Source organism: Caldibacillus thermoamylovorans (assembly GCF_000751775.1).
GTDB lineage: Bacteria > Bacillota > Bacilli > Bacillales > Caldibacillaceae > Caldifermentibacillus > Caldifermentibacillus hisashii.
Map to the genome: position 1 here is coordinate 1 of NZ_CCRF01000046.1, position 16,807 is coordinate 16,807.

Annotated in this window: 15 protein-coding genes; all 15 read left to right on the top strand. The window is 37.5% G+C overall.

Annotated elements, in window-relative coordinates; translation table 11 throughout:
- Positions 1 to 360, top strand: a 360-nt coding sequence (locus BT1A1_RS07935; protein WP_034769877.1) for a ClpP family protease, incomplete at its 5' end; no start/stop codon positions are given.
- A complete protein-coding gene (locus tag BT1A1_RS07940; RefSeq protein ID WP_034769879.1) occupies positions 357 to 572 on the top strand; it encodes a YlzJ-like family protein in 216 nt (71 codons plus the stop codon). The genes BT1A1_RS07935 and BT1A1_RS07940, both read left to right, overlap by 4 nt.
- Before the next feature lie 316 nt (positions 573 to 888).
- Positions 889 to 3,186 carry a DNA translocase FtsK gene (locus tag BT1A1_RS07945; protein ID WP_034769881.1) on the top strand — a complete coding sequence of 766 codons (2,298 nt, stop codon included), beginning with the start codon at positions 889 to 891 and terminating at the stop codon, positions 3,184 to 3,186.
- A 392-nt stretch (positions 3,187 to 3,578) separates the two neighbouring features.
- Positions 3,579 to 4,700, top strand: coding sequence for a BMP family lipoprotein (locus BT1A1_RS07950; protein ID WP_034769883.1), 1,122 nt, complete (start codon positions 3,579 to 3,581; stop codon positions 4,698 to 4,700).
- 326 nt (positions 4,701 to 5,026) lie between these two features.
- Positions 5,027 to 6,595, top strand: coding sequence for an ABC transporter ATP-binding protein (locus BT1A1_RS07955; protein WP_034769884.1), 1,569 nt, complete (start codon positions 5,027 to 5,029; stop codon positions 6,593 to 6,595).
- A gap of 1 nt (position 6,596) precedes the next feature.
- A complete protein-coding gene (locus BT1A1_RS07960) occupies positions 6,597 to 7,643 on the top strand; it encodes an ABC transporter permease (RefSeq protein WP_034769886.1) in 1,047 nt (348 codons plus the stop codon).
- 1 nt (position 7,644) lies between these two features.
- A complete protein-coding gene (locus BT1A1_RS07965; RefSeq protein ID WP_034769887.1) occupies positions 7,645 to 8,607 on the top strand; it encodes an ABC transporter permease in 963 nt (320 codons plus the stop codon).
- A gap of 181 nt (positions 8,608 to 8,788) precedes the next feature.
- A complete protein-coding gene (yfmF, locus tag BT1A1_RS07970) occupies positions 8,789 to 10,051 on the top strand; it encodes an EF-P 5-aminopentanol modification-associated protein YfmF (RefSeq protein WP_034769889.1) in 1,263 nt (420 codons plus the stop codon).
- Between the two features lie 4 nt (positions 10,052 to 10,055).
- Positions 10,056 to 11,348 carry an EF-P 5-aminopentanol modification-associated protein YfmH gene (gene yfmH / locus BT1A1_RS07975; RefSeq protein ID WP_034769890.1) on the top strand — a complete coding sequence of 431 codons (1,293 nt, stop codon included), beginning with the start codon at positions 10,056 to 10,058 and terminating at the stop codon, positions 11,346 to 11,348.
- A 121-nt stretch (positions 11,349 to 11,469) separates the two neighbouring features.
- On the top strand, positions 11,470 to 12,201 hold the full coding sequence (gene ymfI, locus BT1A1_RS07980; RefSeq protein WP_034769892.1) for an elongation factor P 5-aminopentanone reductase: 732 nt from the start codon (positions 11,470 to 11,472) through the stop codon (positions 12,199 to 12,201).
- 240 nt (positions 12,202 to 12,441) lie between these two features.
- On the top strand, positions 12,442 to 12,699 hold the full coding sequence (locus BT1A1_RS07985) for a DUF3243 domain-containing protein (RefSeq protein WP_034769894.1): 258 nt from the start codon (positions 12,442 to 12,444) through the stop codon (positions 12,697 to 12,699).
- Between the two features lie 300 nt (positions 12,700 to 12,999).
- Entirely contained in the window at positions 13,000 to 13,821 is an 822-nt protein-coding gene (locus BT1A1_RS07990) for a DUF3388 domain-containing protein (RefSeq protein WP_231553312.1), read from the top strand.
- A gap of 17 nt (positions 13,822 to 13,838) precedes the next feature.
- The gene (locus tag BT1A1_RS07995; protein WP_034769895.1) at positions 13,839 to 14,735 is read left to right on the top strand and encodes a helix-turn-helix domain-containing protein; all 897 of its coding nucleotides are present in this window, start codon (positions 13,839 to 13,841) and stop codon (positions 14,733 to 14,735) included.
- 117 nt (positions 14,736 to 14,852) lie between these two features.
- Positions 14,853 to 15,431 (top strand): CDP-diacylglycerol--glycerol-3-phosphate 3-phosphatidyltransferase, encoded by a 579-nt coding sequence (gene pgsA / locus BT1A1_RS08000; RefSeq protein ID WP_034769896.1) that lies wholly within the window; start codon positions 14,853 to 14,855, stop codon positions 15,429 to 15,431.
- Between the two features lie 73 nt (positions 15,432 to 15,504).
- A complete protein-coding gene (locus tag BT1A1_RS08005) occupies positions 15,505 to 16,740 on the top strand; it encodes a competence/damage-inducible protein A (protein ID WP_034769898.1) in 1,236 nt (411 codons plus the stop codon).
- Positions 16,741 to 16,807 lie beyond the last annotated feature (67 nt).

Below are 16,807 nucleotides of genomic sequence, written 5' to 3' on the forward strand. Positions count from 1 at the left end.
GTACCAATTGCTGTAAGTACGGATTACAGTTTTATTGCTGAAACAGCAACGATGACTATCCATCCGATTCGCTTGACCGGTCTTGTCATTGGTGTTCCGCAAACATTTGAATATTTGGATAAAATGCAAGATCGTGTTGTTAGTTTTGTTACGAAACATTCGAAAATAAAAGCGGAAACCTTTAAAGATCTAATGTTTGCCAAAGGAAATTTAACTCGTGATATAGGGACCAATGTGATTGGGACAGATGCAGTAGAGTATGGATTGATCAATGAAGTGGGAGGCATCGGACAGGCAATGGAGAAATTAAATGAATTAATCGAATTGGAACGGAAAAATGAGGAGGGGATTGTCCAGTGATTTTACATACACTAATACCGGCTGAATTAATTTTTCAGGAGGGACAATCTTCCCAAACTAGGAACAAGTTCGTTGTTTATAACGGAATACCGCTAATCGTAGAAGTAATGAATGAAACGGATTTACAAGTAAAACAAATTTTAAGTACAAACCCGAATCATTATTTACAAACGGACATTTATCCGGGGGCAAGGATTTCCTATTGGCAATAAGAAAAGTGCAGAGCGCCCGCAGCCAGACAATAAAACGTATTTAACGGCTTTTCGCCCGTTTTTTTATCCTTATAACGATAAAGAAAACTCGGCGACTGCCGAGCCTTTAGGCGATGGCAAAGCCGTAGTTGCACTTATACTTAATTCTTAAAATTTCCCACTACGTCGAATTCGCTTCTTTGCTGGAAATTTATACTTTCTTAACGTATTAAAAAGGCCGGTGTCTATTATTCTTGCCCTTACTTATGATATAATAAGAATAATACAAGCAGCAGCCAAATAAAGGCTGCTATCTTTATGATTTAGGTGACGGTTTATGGTAAAACGAAAAAAACGTAAGACAAAAAGACAAATGAAGTTGAGACAAACAATTAAGTTTGAAGTGGGCGCTTTTATTATTTTGGCCTTATCTATTATTGCCATCTTACACCTTGGTTTAGTAGGTCTTGGCCTGGTAAGTTTTTTCCGTTTTTTAGCAGGCGAGTGGTTTATTATTTTACCTTTATCGGGAATCTTTTTAAGCTGTTATTTAATCTGGAAACGAAGCTTGCCCAACTTTTTTCATAGAAAATTAATTGGTACTTATTTAATTTTTGCAGCAGTTCTGCTATTAAGCCATGTAAAATTGTTTGAATTGCTTTCCAGTCAAGGGCCTTTTAATAAACCTAGCGTTCTTGTAAATACTTGGGAATTGTATTGGATGGATTTACGAGGTGAAGTAAGTTCTACGGATTTAGGCGGAGGGATGATTGGAGCTCTTTTATTTTCTGTCTGTTTTTTATTATTTGAGGAGACAGGGGCAAAAATCATAGCCTTTATATCGATGATAATCGGATTTATTTTACTTACCGGTAAATCATTCGGGGACATTTTACATACGTTTTTTTCAAAGATGATGTCTTTCTTTAGTGACATGTGGAAGAGTGTTAAAAATGACGTGAATAACTGGCGGTCGAAACCAAAAAGAAAGCAGGCCAATCAAAGAAAGAAGAAACCCGAACATTCGGAAGTCGGCAACAAACATGAGCAAGTTAATGAAACAATACCCGGAAAAGAGCCGATTATTTCTAATTTTGCCGAGAAGGTATATCGTGATGATGTTACCCATGACAAAGCAGCTGTTGAAGAAAATGACGATGATGAGATAACACAAGTTCCAATGAATTTTTCCGAGGTGGAAAATGTCGATTATCAATTACCACCATTGTCCTTATTAAAATTACCGAAACAGACGGATCAAAGTAATGAATATGAATTTGTTCATTCCAATGCTGCGAAATTGGAACGGACATTTCAAAGTTTTGGGGTTAAGGCGAGGGTAACCCAAGTACATATTGGACCTGCAGTTACCAAATATGAGGTTCATCCCGATATCGGTGTGAAAGTAAGTAAGATCATCTCACTTACAGATGATATTGCACTGGCACTTGCCGCTAAAGATATTCGCATGGAAGCCCCCATTCCCGGTAAATCGGCAATTGGTATAGAAGTACCTAACTCAGAAATTGCAGTAGTATCTTTGAGAGAAGTATTGGAAGGCAGTTATGATCAAATCGATAAAAAATTATTGATTGGTCTCGGCCGCGATATTACCGGAGAAGCTGTACTGACTGAATTAAATAAAATGCCGCACCTTTTAATCGCCGGGGCAACCGGTTCAGGAAAAAGTGTGTGTGTTAATGGAATTATTACCAGTATTTTAATGCGGACAAAACCCCACGAAGTCAAATTAATGATGATCGATCCAAAAATGGTGGAATTAAATGTGTATAATGGTGTACCGCATCTACTGGCACCGGTCGTTACCAATCCGAAAAAAGCAGCCCAAGCATTGAAAAAAGTAGTAAATGAAATGGAACGAAGATATGAACTGTTTTCCCAAACCGGAACAAGAAATATTGAAGGATATAATGATTTTATTCGCCGTCATAATCTTGAAACCGGTGAAAAACAACCGCTCCTACCATTTATTGTCGTTATTGTTGATGAACTTGCCGACTTAATGATGGTTGCATCGTCGGATGTGGAAGATGCCATCACCAGACTTGCTCAAATGGCTCGGGCAGCCGGCATCCATTTAATTATCGCTACACAAAGACCTTCTGTAGATGTGATTACCGGTGTTATTAAAGCAAATATCCCTTCCCGGATTGCATTTGCCGTAAGTTCACAAACCGATTCCAGAACGATTTTGGACATGGGTGGGGCAGAAAAACTTCTTGGGCGGGGGGATATGTTATTCCTGCCGGTTGGTCAGTCAAAACCGATCCGGATTCAAGGTGCGTTTTTATCCGATTCAGAGGTCGAGGAAGTAGTCAATTTTGTTATTTCACAGCAAAAGGCACAATATCAAGAAGAGATGATTCCGGATGAAATTGTTGAAACAGAAGAAACAGTCGATGATGAATTATATGATGAGGCGGTACAATTAATTGCCGAAATGCAAACCGCTTCCGTCTCGATGCTGCAAAGAAGATTTCGAATTGGTTATACTAGAGCTGCACGTTTAATCGATGAAATGGAAAAACGGGGAATCGTAGGACCTTATGAAGGAAGTAAACCGAGAGCGGTGCTCATTGCAAAACCGGGTGAAGATGACATGAAAACATCCTAAACTTTCTTAAAATGGTAGAAAAATCAGGGCTCTTTCCCTGGTCACTATTTTTTTGAAAAATGAGAATATCGAATACTATACAGTTTTTTTGGGAAAATGTTCGTGAGTTACTTGTATGTTAACATTTAGAAAATATCAAATTGATTTTTTATACCTTGACAAAGTCGAAATGATAAGGTTTTCATACTTTGTTCGCAAGTTTTTTTCGTTAAATTTAAAGTTCGTATTCCTATTTTAAATATTTCGTGCTATATTTAACTTAGTTAATAGCGGCATGTGAAAAAGGTGCTTTACGAGAATAATTTTTATAAAATAGGAAAATTTTCATAGAATAAAGGTAGGCAACCATTTTCACAATATGCTCTATTAAAAATTTTTAAGGGGGATTTCTCATGAAGAAAAAAAGACTTTCTATTCTTTTTTCACTCCTTCTTCTTTCAGGGCTTGTTTTAAGTGGCTGCGGTTCAAAAGATGAAGGAAATAATAATCAAGGAGCCAAAGATGGCGGTAAAGATGATGAGTCCTTTTCCGTTGCAATGGTAACCGATATTGGTGGGGTCGATGATAAATCCTTTAACCAATCCGCTTGGGAAGGAATTCAGGCTTTTGGTAAAGAACACAATCTTAAAAAAGGCGATGGCGGTTACGATTATTTGCAATCGAAATCAGATGCAGACTATGTATCGAACTTAAATGCATTAGCTCGTCGTAACTTTGATTTAATTTTCGGTATCGGTTTTAAATTGGAAAAACCAATTGGTGAAATTGCCGGTCAACGTAAAAATGTTCATTTTGGTATCGTTGATTCTGTTGTTGAAAAAGACAACGTCGTCAGCATCATGTTTAAAGAACAAGAGGCTGCCTTCCTTGCAGGGGTTGCTGCTGCAATGGAAACAAAAACGAAAAACGTTGGATTTGTCGGCGGCATGGAAAGTGATGTTATTACACGTTTCGAAGCTGGATTTAGAGCTGGTGTGGCATCCGTTGATCCATCCATTAAGGTGCAAGTAAACTATACCGGTGCTTTCGACAAGGCTGACCTTGGAAAATCTGCTGCAAACCAAATCTATTCCAACGGTGCAGACATTATTTTCCATGCTGCAGGTGCAACCGGTAACGGTGTGTTTGCTGAAGCAAAAGAAAGAAAGCAACAAAACCCGGATGCAAATGTATGGGTAATTGGTGTTGACAGTGACCAATATGATGAAGGTACCGTTGAAGTGGATGGGAAGGAATATAATATTACTTTAACATCTGCTTTAAAACGTGTGGATCTCGCTGTTAAAGACATTGCCCAAAAGTCTATGGATGGTAAATTCCCAGGTGGAACGACTGTTACGTATGGCTTGGCAGATAAAGGTGTTGAATTGTCCACTACAGGCGACCATTTATCTGAAACAACCTTAACGGCCGTTAACGACTGGAAGGAAAAAATTATTAATGGCGATGTTACACCTCCGGGAACAAAAGAAGATATGGAGAGCTTCTTGAAAGATCTAGGTGTGACTCCATAACTTTCGGTTTTCATCAAAGTTTATAAATAATAATATTGGATACAGTGGGTTTTTCCTACTGTATCCATCTTGTTAAAAAGCGATACATAAAAAGCTTTAATTACATCACTATTTAATTGAAGCTTTTTATGTATGCCTTTTATATCTTTTTTGGACTATTTTGTTTGCTTTTCTATTATTCCTGCTATAAAAAAAGTAAAGGAAGGTGAATAGTCGCAATTGGGTTCTACCAATTGCCATTTTTTCGAGTAAACGAGAGCTGTCACTAAAAGTCCTGACAAGCGAGAAAGATATGAAAAACAATTGTTGTGCTAGGGGGGTTGAATATGGACTATGTTATAGAGATGTTGAATATTACCAAGGTATTCGGCAATTTTGTGGCGAATGACAATATTACCTTGCAATTAAAAAAGGGGGAAATTCATGCCCTTTTAGGTGAAAACGGCGCCGGAAAATCAACATTGATGAATGTGTTATTCGGATTGTATCAACCGGATGGAGGGGAAATTCGCGTTAAAGGAAAGTCTGTTAAGATAACAGACCCGAACGTGGCAAATGATTTAGGGATTGGAATGGTTCATCAACACTTTATGCTAGTTGATACGTTTACCGTTACGGAAAATATTATATTAGGGAAAGAACCGAAGCACGGCGCTGGAACAATTGATATTAAATCGGCTGCGGAGGAAATTACCCGCCTTTCAGAATTGTATGGTCTTGAAGTCGACCCGTATGCAGTGGTAGCGGATATTTCTGTCGGCATGCAGCAACGTGTTGAAATTCTCAAAACACTTTATCGCGGGGCCGATATTCTTATTTTCGATGAACCGACCGCTTCACTCACACCACAAGAAATCATCGAACTGATTGATATAATGAAAAAACTGATTAGTGAAGGGAAATCAATTATTTTAATAACACATAAATTGAAAGAAATTATGGAAGTAGCCGATCGTGTTACCGTTATTCGTCGTGGAAAAGCAATAAAAACATTAAACGTTGCTGAAACAAATCCTACTGAATTAGCGAGTTTAATGGTTGGTCGTGATGTTGTATTTAAAACAGAAAAAAAACCGGCTAATCCAAAAGAAGAAGTATTAAAAGTTGAGAATCTTGTAGTAAAAGATTACCGCGGGGTGGATAAAGTAAAAAATCTAAATTTATCTGTTCGCCGTGGAGAAATTTTGGGAATTGCCGGTGTTGATGGAAATGGTCAAACGGAGTTAATTGAGGCGATTACCGGACTAAGACGTGTTGAAAGCGGGAACATTACATTGGTCGGCAAAGATATTACAAATTTGAAACCGCGAAAGATTACTGAAACAGGACTTGGACATATACCACAAGATCGACATCGTCATGGTCTTGTTCTTAATTTTTCAGTCGGAGAAAATTTTGTATTGCAATCCTATTATCATGAACCATTTTCAAAAATAGGAGTTTTACAAAATCGTGAAATTTATAATTATGCAAATAAATTAATTGAAGAATACGATGTCCGTACCCAAAGTGCGTATGAACCCGCCCGCGCTTTATCAGGCGGAAATCAGCAAAAAGTTATTATTGGTAGAGAAATTGATAGAGATCCCGATTTGCTCATAGCTGCACAACCGACAAGGGGTCTTGATGTCGGAGCAATTGAATTTATTCATAAGCGCTTAATTGAACAAAGAGATAACGGAAAAGCGGTTCTTCTCATATCCTTTGAATTAGATGAAGTTATGAATGTGAGCGACCGCATTGCTGTTATTTTTGATGGTCAAATTTTAGATATCGTCAATCCGAAAGAAACAAATGAACAAGAACTTGGTTTATTGATGGCTGGTCATAAAGTGGATAGAGATAATCATCAGCAAATGTTAGACCAGGCTGTTAAGAAGGAAGGTGAGGAGTAACATGTCAAAACGATGGACACCGATTTTAATACCGGTTTTGGCTGTTATTTTAGGATTACTGGTTGGTGCAGTGATTATTGCCATTAGTGGTTATAATCCGATTGTCGGTTATGCACAGTTATGGGAAGGAATTTTTGGGGACTCTTATGTTATAGGTGAATCGATTCGGCAAATAACTCCTTATGTTTTAGCTGGTCTGGCCGTCGCCTTTGCATTCAAAACAGGATTATTTAACATCGGTGTTGAAGGTCAACTAATCGTCGGATGGTTTGCAGCGGTTTATGTCGGAATTAGTTTTGATTTACCTGCTTATATTCATCTACCTTTAGCAATTTTAGCTGCAGGTTTAGCCGGTGCTTTTTGGGCGTTTATACCGGGAATTTTGAAGGCAAAACTGGGAGTTAATGAGGTTGTCGTGACAATTATGTTAAACTATACAGCTCTCCATGTTACCAATGCTTTAATTCGGTCAATTGCAAAAGGGGACACAACCGAACAGATAGCGCAAACAGCATCTCTTAGAATTCCATTTTTTGAAGAGATCACACAATATTCGCGGTTGCATGGCGGGATCTTTATTGCTATTCTTACCGTCATTATCATTTGGTTTATCTTAGAGAAAACAACCTTAGGGTATGAATTAAAAGCTGCCGGATTCAGTCAAGATGCTTCTAAATATGCCGGTATGAATGTTCCGAGAAATATTGTCATTTCTATGGTTATTTCCGGTTTCATTGCCGGTTTGGCGGGTGCCATGGAAGGACTGGGAACATTTGAATATGTTTCAACAAAAACGGCCATGACAGGAATTGGTTTCGACGGAATTGCGGTAGCGGTCCTTGGCGGCAACAATCCGATTGGCGTTGTTTTTGGGGCAATTCTTTTCGGTGCGTTAAAGTATGGATCACTAAATATGCCGAATCCACCTGCGCAAATTCCTGAAGAAATGATTTCGGTTATTATTGCTGTCATTATTTTCTTTGTTGCAAGTGGGTACTTATTCCAATGGCTTTATGAAAAGTTTTCGAAAAAGAAAGGAGTGAAGTAGGATGAGTCTGACTGATACAATTGCTTTCATTTTTTATAATGCGATCTTTTATGCAGCTCCTCTCATCTTCACTGGATTAGGTGCCGTTTTTACTGAGCGGTCGGGCGTTACCAATATTGGATTGGAAGGCGTTATGCAAATTGGTGCCTTTACCGGAATTATATCTAATCTTTTCTTACATGATATCTTTGGTGGAGCAACTGTCTTTGTATCCATTATGATCGCAATGATTGTCGGAAGCTTGTTTTCTTCTTTATTAGCTATTTCGTCAGTTACCTTTCGTTCTGATCAAATTATAGCCGGTACAGCCTTGAATATGCTAGCTGCTGGGGCAACAATATTCCTTGTAAAGAAACTATTTGAAGGAAAAGGCCAAACACCGATGGTTAAGGATGCAATAACTCGTTTTGACATCCCGGTTTTAGAAAACATCCCGGTTATTGGTAAAATCTTTTTCCAAAATGTTTATTTAACTTCTTATTTGGCCATTCTTGCAGCGATTGTCGGTTGGGTTATTTTATTTAAAACACCGTTTGGTCTTCGCCTCCGTTCTGTAGGTGAGCATCCGACTGCAGCCGATACAATGGGGATTAAAGTGAACAGAATGCGTTATATCGGTGTTATGATTAGTGGTGCATTAGGGGGTATCGGTGGAGCCATCTACGCTCAATCTATCACGCTTGATTACAGCCATGCGACTATTAGCGGTCAAGGGTTTATGGCGATTGCCGCAATGATTTTCGGTAAATGGAATCCGTTAGGGATGATGGGTGCAGCCATTTTCTTCGGTTTTGCCCAAAGTTTAAGCACAATCGGTCCGAGCATTCCATTTATTAAAGACATTCCAACCGTTTATTTGTATATTTTACCTTATGTATTAACAATCTTGGCTGTAGCCGGTTTTATCGGAAAATCTGTTGCACCGAAAGCATTAAATACACCTTATATTAAAGGCAGCAGATAAAAAGCCATTTTGGAACGAGCCCTACCAATCAGGTGGGGCTCTATTTCCATTTAGGAAAGGATTATCTTTTCGAAAAAATTCACTGTAAACTTGAAATTATAAAATATACACATGTATAGTGGAAAGAGGGATAAAATGATTAAAGAATAGGAGTTCATATGGAAAGAATAGGAGGAAAATAATGGAAAAGGTTATTGACAATCAAGGTGTAAAATTGCATTTAGTCAAGACAGATAAGTACAAAACAAACACGATTGTATTTAAAATGAAGGCACCAATTGAAAAAGAATATGCAACGACAAGGGCACTTCTTCCCTATGTATTACAAAGCGGCACCAATACATACCCGTCATTTACAGAACTTAGAACATATTTGGAAAATCTTTACGGTGCCACCTTGTCTGTCGATTTGCAAAAAAAGGGAGAATACCATATTATTTCCATAACGATGGAAGTAGCCAACGAAAAGTTTTTAAAGCAATCGGAACCGTTATTAGATAAAGCTTTAACACTACTTGCGGATGTTTTATTTAATCCGAGATCCGCGAATGATTCATTTGACGAACAGATTGTTGCGAAAGAAAAACGTACATTAAAACAGCGGATCCAAGCAGTCAATGATGACAAAATGCGATATGCAAACTTAAGGCTGATACAAGAAATGTGTAAAGATGAACCGTATGCTATTCCTGTGAATGGCATTTTGGAAGACGTTGACCAAATCACTGCTCAATCACTTTACAACTATTATCAAGATTCGCTCTCTTCGGATGAATTGGATTTATATATCGTCGGAGATTTTACTGAAGAAGAAGTCATTCAGTCCTGTCAAGCGAAATTTCAATTAAAAAGCCGTACATCTAAAAAGGTTGAACAAACCAATATTCGTAAAAGGGTAAAAGAAAATGTCATCATCGAAAAGCAGGATGTTGCTCAAGGAAAGTTAAATATGGGTTTAAGAACAAATACTCGATATGGTGAAGATGATTATTTTGCTTTACAAGTATTTAATGGTTTATTTGGCGGCTTTCCCCATTCGAAATTGTTTATTAATGTTCGTGAAAAAGCGAGTTTGGCCTATTACGCTGCTAGTCGGCTTGAGAGTCATAAAGGTTTAATGTTAGTCATGACCGGAATTGAAACGAAAAATTATGAAAAAGCTGTCACAATTATTAAAGAACAGTTACAGGCAATGAAAAATGGCGATTTTACTGAAGCAGATATTGAACAAACAAAAGCGGTTATCCAAAATCAAATGTTGGAAACTTTAGATACCTCACGAGGGCTTGTTGAAGTTCTTTACCATAATGTTATCAGCGGTACCAATGTTTCAGAAGAAGTTTGGAAGGAAAAGATTGCAAACGTCACCAAGGAGAATATTATACAGGTTGGCGAAAAGATTCAATTGGATACCATTTATTTCTTATCAGGATTGGAGGCGTAAAACTGTGGAAAGACTGCTATTTGATCAGCTGGGTGAAGAGTTATATTATGAGAAAATGACCAATGGATTAGATGTTTATATTTTACCGAAAAAAGGATTTAACAAGACTTTTGTGACATTTACGACAAAATATGGTTCGATTGATAATTATTTTGTACCGCTTGGTCAAAAAGATTTAAAACTTGTACCGGACGGGATTGCCCATTTTCTTGAGCATAAAATGTTTGAAAAAGAAGATGGCGATGTTTTTGGTCATTTTAGCAAGCAGGGAGCATCTGCCAACGCCTTTACATCCTTTACAAGGACGGCTTACCTTTTTTCATCAACGACGAATGTAAAAGAAAACTTAGAGACTTTAATTAATTTTGTTCAAGAACCATATTTTACTGAAAAAACGGTCGAAAAGGAAAAAGGTATTATCGGACAAGAAATTCAAATGTATAATGATAATCCGGATTGGCGGCTTTATTTCGGAGCAATTGAAAATATGTATCATAACCATCCTGTGAAAATTGATATCGCCGGAACCATTGACTCCATTGCAAAGATAACGAAAGATTTATTGTATGAGTGCTATCATACATTTTATCATCCGAGCAATATGCTATTATTTGTCGTTGGACCGGTCAATCCGCAAGAAATGATGAATTTTATAAAAGATAATCAAGCAAAAAAACCGTTTACGGATCAACCGGAAATAGAAAGAAAGTTTGCAAAGGAACCTACAGCTGTTGCCAAAAAGGAACAAGTCCTCCATATGAATGTGCAAACGCCGAAAATAATGGTCGGCATCAAGGGAAGTTACACAAACCAAAAGGGCGATACATTGTTAAAAAATGAGTTATCGACCCAATTGTTAATGGATTTGTTATTCAATCAAAGTTCCGAAAATTATCGGGAAATGTATGATGCGGGGCTTATTGATGACTCGTTTTCATATGACTATACGCAAGAAGAAAGTTTTAGTTTTGCATTGGTTGGCGGCGACACGAGAGAACCTGAGCAATTGCAGGAAAAACTTACTTCCATTTTGAAACAAGCGAAATCAGCAAAAAATCTTTCCGAAGAAGCACTTGAACGAGTAAAGAAAAATAGAATCGGCAGTTTTTTAAGGGCGTTAAATTCACCGGAGTATATTGCCAACCAATTTACAAGGTATGCTTTCAATGAAATGGATTTATTTAAGGTCGTACCAATGTTGGAGGAAATTACATTTTCTGATGTGAAAAAAGTGGCCAATGATTTAATTGCTGATGACCGTTTAACCGTTTGCAAAGTTTTGCCTAAAAATAGTTAGAAAGAAAGATTGGGGTTACTTTCCCCAATCTTTCTACATTTGAGATGTATTCTTCGGATTTGTCTGGTTGTAGTACCCGGCACTTATTTTTTCACCGTTCAATGTGAGGGAAGGAGATAGGATGGAAAAACGTTTTATTTTAGTTACTGGTGCAAGCGGCGGCATAGGAAGCGCCATAAGTACCAAATTAGCGCAGCAAGGATATTCTCTATATTTACACTACCATCAAAATAAAGAAAAAATTACACAGATGCTGAATAAATTGACTCAACTTTATCCGAATAGCGAATTTATCCCGGTTCAAGCTGACTTGCGCTCAGAGGAAGGAATAACCAAACTCTGCCATGAAATTTATCAAATCGACGGAATAATTCATAATAGCGGTAATGCTGTTCAAAAATTACTTACGCATATGTTGCCAGAAGAAATTGAAGCACTGATATCGCTTCATTTATATGCTCCAATAATGATTACGAAAAATTTACTGCCAAAATTAATCCAAAGAAAAACAGGTTCGGTCATATTTATTTCTTCCATTTGGGGGCAGACCGGTGCTTCTTGTGAAACGGTTTATTCGGCTGTGAAGGGTGGGCAAATCAGTTTTGCAAAAGCTTTAAGTAAAGAGGTTGCACCAAGTCAAATTCGGGTAAATGTCGTTGCACCGGGGGCGATCCAAACAGAAATGTTGAAAAATATTAGTGAAGAAGATTTAAACATCGTCACAGATGAGGTTCCGATGGGAAGATTAGGGAGTCCCATAGATGTGGCCAATGCTGTCAGTTTTTTATTGTCAAAGGAGGCATCCTATATAACCGGTCAAGTTTTGGCCGTAAACGGAGGTTGGTATATATAATTTGAGTTTCGCACCTTAGAAAACCAGTAAATCTGTGAAACCCAATCTCGTCGAAATTTTGAGGTGAGAAACCCCATTTTTTGTCGACGAAACACGTTTTTAAGTTAAGAAACTCTAGCATATTAAAAATATCTTATAGGTACATACAAAAAAATATTTGTTGCTTGAAAAGATTCATCGTATATTTTCCATAAGTTTATGCAAAATAGTATTGAATATGAAAAAGGAGGTTCCAGACAAATGAGTGTTTTGCATAACTGGGATGAATGGAAGAATTTTCTAGGTGACCGACTAAACCAAGCAAAAGATGCCGGTTTAGATCAAAATGTTATTACTGACTTGGCTTACCAAATTGGAGATTACTTGGCCAATCAAGTTGATCCGAAAAATGAACAGGAACGAGTGCTGTCAGATCTTTGGTCAGTTGCAGATGAACAGGAACAGCAAGCAATCGCCAACATCATGGTGAAATTAGTTCAAAATAACAGTTCGAAATAGAGAGGGGATTCAACCTCTCTTTTTCATTCTTTGAGAAAATAGAAATTTCCAGCAAGGATACGAATTTGACGAAGTGGGAAATTTTAAAGTTTTAAGTATAAGTACACAAGGAAAGTTTTGCGGAAATATATCGCAGCAAAAAATTTATATTTTTTCGGTGAACTACATGTCATAAGTTGCCTAAAGGCTCAGACGTTTTAGCCTACTTAAAGATAAATTCAGATAATTAAGTTTATAAAAATTTGCTGTACTTCCTTTCATATCTCGGTAAAATCATATATTATTATTAGTGAGAAGGTCATGGAAAAATTTCATTCGTGTGAGGTTCATATGGAGGAGAAAAAAGAGTGGTATTTAGAATATGAGATCAAAATAAATCGACCTGGCTTACTTGGAGATATTTCTTCATTATTGGGGATGCTATCGATCAATATCATAACCATAAACGGAATTGACCAAGGTTCAAGGGGACTTCTCATTTTATCGACAAAACATCAAATCGAACGGTTGGCATTGATTTTGCAAACAATGGAAACAATTAATCTTGTCAAACTAAGGGAACCGACATTATGGGACCGACTGGCGGTTCGACATGGACGTTATATACAAAGAGACGCAGATGATAAGCAAACTTTTCGTTTTATTCGTGACGAAATTGGCTTGTTAGTGGATTTCATGAGTGAAATTTTTAAAGGAGAAGATCATCGGTTAATAGGGATTCGGGGAATGCCCCGAGTGGGAAAAACCGAATCTGTTGTTGCGGCCAGTGTATCAGCTAACAAAAGATGGTTATTTGTATCCTCTACTTTATTGAAACAAACAATCAGAAATAATTTGATTGAAGGGGAGTACAGCGATAAATATGTGTATATCATTGATGGTGCTGTCTCCATTCGAAGAGGAAATGAAAAACATTGGCAGCTTATCCGGGAAATCATGAGGTTGCCGGCAATCAAAGTTATTGAGCATCCTGATTTATTCGTGGCGAATTCAGAATACAGGTTGGAAGATTTTGATTATATTATTGAGCTGAGAAATGAACCGGGCGAAGAAATCATCTATAATGTAGATAGGCAAAATCTACTTTCCGGAAACAGTATCGATGGGTTTGATTATAAATAAATGGAAGGTGTTTACCATTGACGGAACTAGGAAATCGATTGAAAGAAGCACGTGAAGCAAAAGGATTAACATTGGATGATTTACAAGATATAACAAAGATCCAAAAACGATATCTTAAAGGTATTGAAGAAGGTAATTACGATTCCATTCCCGGAAAATTTTATGTACGTGCTTTTATCAAACAATATGGGGAAGCGGTTGGTCTTGATCCGGAGTCATTGTTTGATGAATATAAACATGAAATCCCGTCCGTTTACGAAGAACAAATAGCAGAACCGTTATCACGCAGCGGAACACGAAAACCTGACGAAGGTGTATCAAAATTTCTGGAGATGTTACCAAGGATCATCATCACCTTGGTCATTATCGGGATTATCGTTTTGGCTTGGTTTTTTATTCAAAAAGCAGTCAGCAATAATGATGCAAAAACCGCAGTAAACGATAAGCAAAATAATGAAGCTATTGAATATGCCGAGTCTGGAACACCGCCAAAAAACGATAAAACGGAAAAAGCGGATGAAGAATCAACCAAAAAAGAAACAGAGCAAAAAAATGACAAAAAGCAGGAGAAAAAAGAACCTGAAAAAACACAGAATATAGCAGTTGTAGCAACACAAGGGAATAAAACTACATATAAATTAACGAATGCTGATAAATTTCAATTGAACTTAAAGGTTATAAATGGAGGAAAATCGTGGGTAGGAATTGAAAATGCAAATAATCAACAACTGTTAAATGCGACGATAACGGAAGTTGCCCCGCAAACCCTCGACTTAACAAATGAAACGGAAATCAGAATCAAAACCGGTTATGCACCTGCATTAGAAATTTATGTGAACGATCAAAAACTGGACATTCCGACAACTGCTAATGTACAAAACATTATTATTCAATATGAAAAAACGGGAGAATAGAAAATAGTCATTTTACAGTGACTATTTTCTTCTATTCATATAAAATAGTTAGGTAGAAATTTCCAAGTTGCCAAACAAACAATTAGCAGCAGTTAAATTAAATGGGGGTCTTTAAAAGTGAACATACCTAATCGAATTACTTTTTTACGCGTATTATTAATTCCTATATTTGTTATTCTAATGGTTATAGATTTTCCATGGGGCACATTTAATTTTGGAGGCGTACTTATACCGGTATCAGAATTTATTGGCACGATTATCTTCATTATTGCTTCAACAACAGACTGGATCGATGGACATTATGCTAGAAAGTATAATTTGGTTACCAATCTTGGAAAATTTCTTGATCCACTAGCTGATAAATTGTTAGTATCATCAGCATTTATTATTTTGGTTGAACAAGGCATGGCGCCATCTTGGATTGTCATTATCATTATCAGTAGGGAGTTCGCGGTTACCGGTCTGCGCCTTATTTTAGCCGGTGGTGGAGAAGTTGTAGCTGCCAACATGTTGGGAAAAATAAAAACATGGACGCAAATTATCGCTATTGTTGCGTTATTATTAAAGAATGTTCCGTTTTCATATGCAAATTTTCCTTTTGCCGATCTTGCCTTATATGTAGCGACATTTTTTACTTTATGGTCCGGGATTGACTATTTCGTCAAAAATAAACATGTATTCACAAATTCGAAATAATCCGCAAAAGGTCTGTGTGAAATTTCTGAGTAAGAAGGATACATGATTTTTTTCGGCAAAGGAGAGATTCAAATTGAATGGTGAAATTATTGCCGTAGGGTCCGAATTATTACTTGGCCAAATTGCTAATACGAATGCAAAATTTATTTCTCAACAATTGGCCGGTATTGGGGTAAATGTATTTTACCATACCGTTGTTGGGGATAATGCCGAGCGGTTGAAAAGAGCGGTGGAAATTGCCGAAAGTCGTTCCAATTTAATTATTTTTACGGGTGGCTTAGGGCCTACAAAAGATGATTTAACAAAAGAAACCATTGCAAATCATCTGGGAGTAAAGCTTGTTCATAATGAAGCGGCTCTTGGCTCGATAGAAGAATTTTTTAGAAAACGGAATGTTACCATGACACCGAATAATCGGAAACAAGCACTTGTTTTTGAACATGCGGAGGTTTTGCCAAACGATACCGGAATGGCACCGGGAATGGTGTTAACAAAAAATGAAATTACTTATATGCTACTTCCCGGTCCGCCTAGTGAAATGGAGCCGATGTTTTCAAATTATGGTATGAAAGCAATCCTAAATCGGTTGGAATCCATTGATCGAATTGAATCTCGTGTGTTACGATTTTTTGGTATTGGTGAATCAACTCTGGAACATACGCTGGAAGATTTCATTGATCAGCAGACAAACCCGACCATTGCCCCGCTCGCTTCTGATGGCGAAGTGACATTGCGGCTTACAGCTAAACATCCCTCAGATCTTGAACGAAGAAGGTTACTGGATGAGACAGAAGCAAAAATTATGGAGCGGGTGGGTGAATTTTTTTACGGATATGATGAAACAACGATTATCAAAGAAATGGGCAATTTGATTGAAAGCAACAACATGACACTTTCGGTAGCTGAAAGTTTAACGGGCGGACTGTTTCAGGAAGAAGTGACATCCATTGCCGGTGTCAGCAAATGGTTTCAGGGCGGGATCGTATCGTATTCCCCTGAAATAAAAATAAATGTACTTGGCGTAAATCCGGACACTGTTGAAACTTATGGTGTCGTCAGTAAAGAATGCGCAATGGAGATGGCAGAAAATGTCCGAAAATTGATGGACACTGATATCGGAATCAGCTTTACCGGTGTTGCCGGACCAGCCTCATTGGAAGGAAAAGAACCCGGTTCAGTTTATATTGGTGTGTCATTTAAGAATAAGCCTACCGCTAGTCATTTTGTCTTATTGCCGGGAAACAGAGAAACGGTTCGTGTCCGTGCCGTAAAAACCGGTGCATGGTATATATTAAAGGAACTTCGGTAAAAAGGATCAAATATATTTTTAAAATGAACATCAACTGGGGACAATCATGAAAGCGTAGGAATTGAAT

Bases quoted from the DNA above. Each gene is read 5' to 3' on its own strand.
- BT1A1_RS07945 (WP_034769881.1), top strand. From the start codon at position 889: ATGGTAAAACGAAAAAAACGTAAGACAAAAAGACAAATGAAGTTGAGA.
- BT1A1_RS07950 (WP_034769883.1), top strand. From the start codon at position 3,579: ATGAAGAAAAAAAGACTTTCTATTCTTTTTTCACTCCTTCTTCTTTCA.
- BT1A1_RS07955 (WP_034769884.1), top strand. From the start codon at position 5,027: ATGGACTATGTTATAGAGATGTTGAATATTACCAAGGTATTCGGCAAT.
- BT1A1_RS07960 (WP_034769886.1), top strand. From the start codon at position 6,597: ATGTCAAAACGATGGACACCGATTTTAATACCGGTTTTGGCTGTTATT.
- BT1A1_RS07965 (WP_034769887.1), top strand. From the start codon at position 7,645: ATGAGTCTGACTGATACAATTGCTTTCATTTTTTATAATGCGATCTTT.
- yfmF (WP_034769889.1), top strand. From the start codon at position 8,789: ATGGAAAAGGTTATTGACAATCAAGGTGTAAAATTGCATTTAGTCAAG.
- ymfI (WP_034769892.1), top strand. From the start codon at position 11,470: ATGGAAAAACGTTTTATTTTAGTTACTGGTGCAAGCGGCGGCATAGGA.
- BT1A1_RS07985 (WP_034769894.1), top strand. From the start codon at position 12,442: ATGAGTGTTTTGCATAACTGGGATGAATGGAAGAATTTTCTAGGTGAC.
- BT1A1_RS07990 (WP_231553312.1), top strand. From the start codon at position 13,000: ATGGAAAAATTTCATTCGTGTGAGGTTCATATGGAGGAGAAAAAAGAG.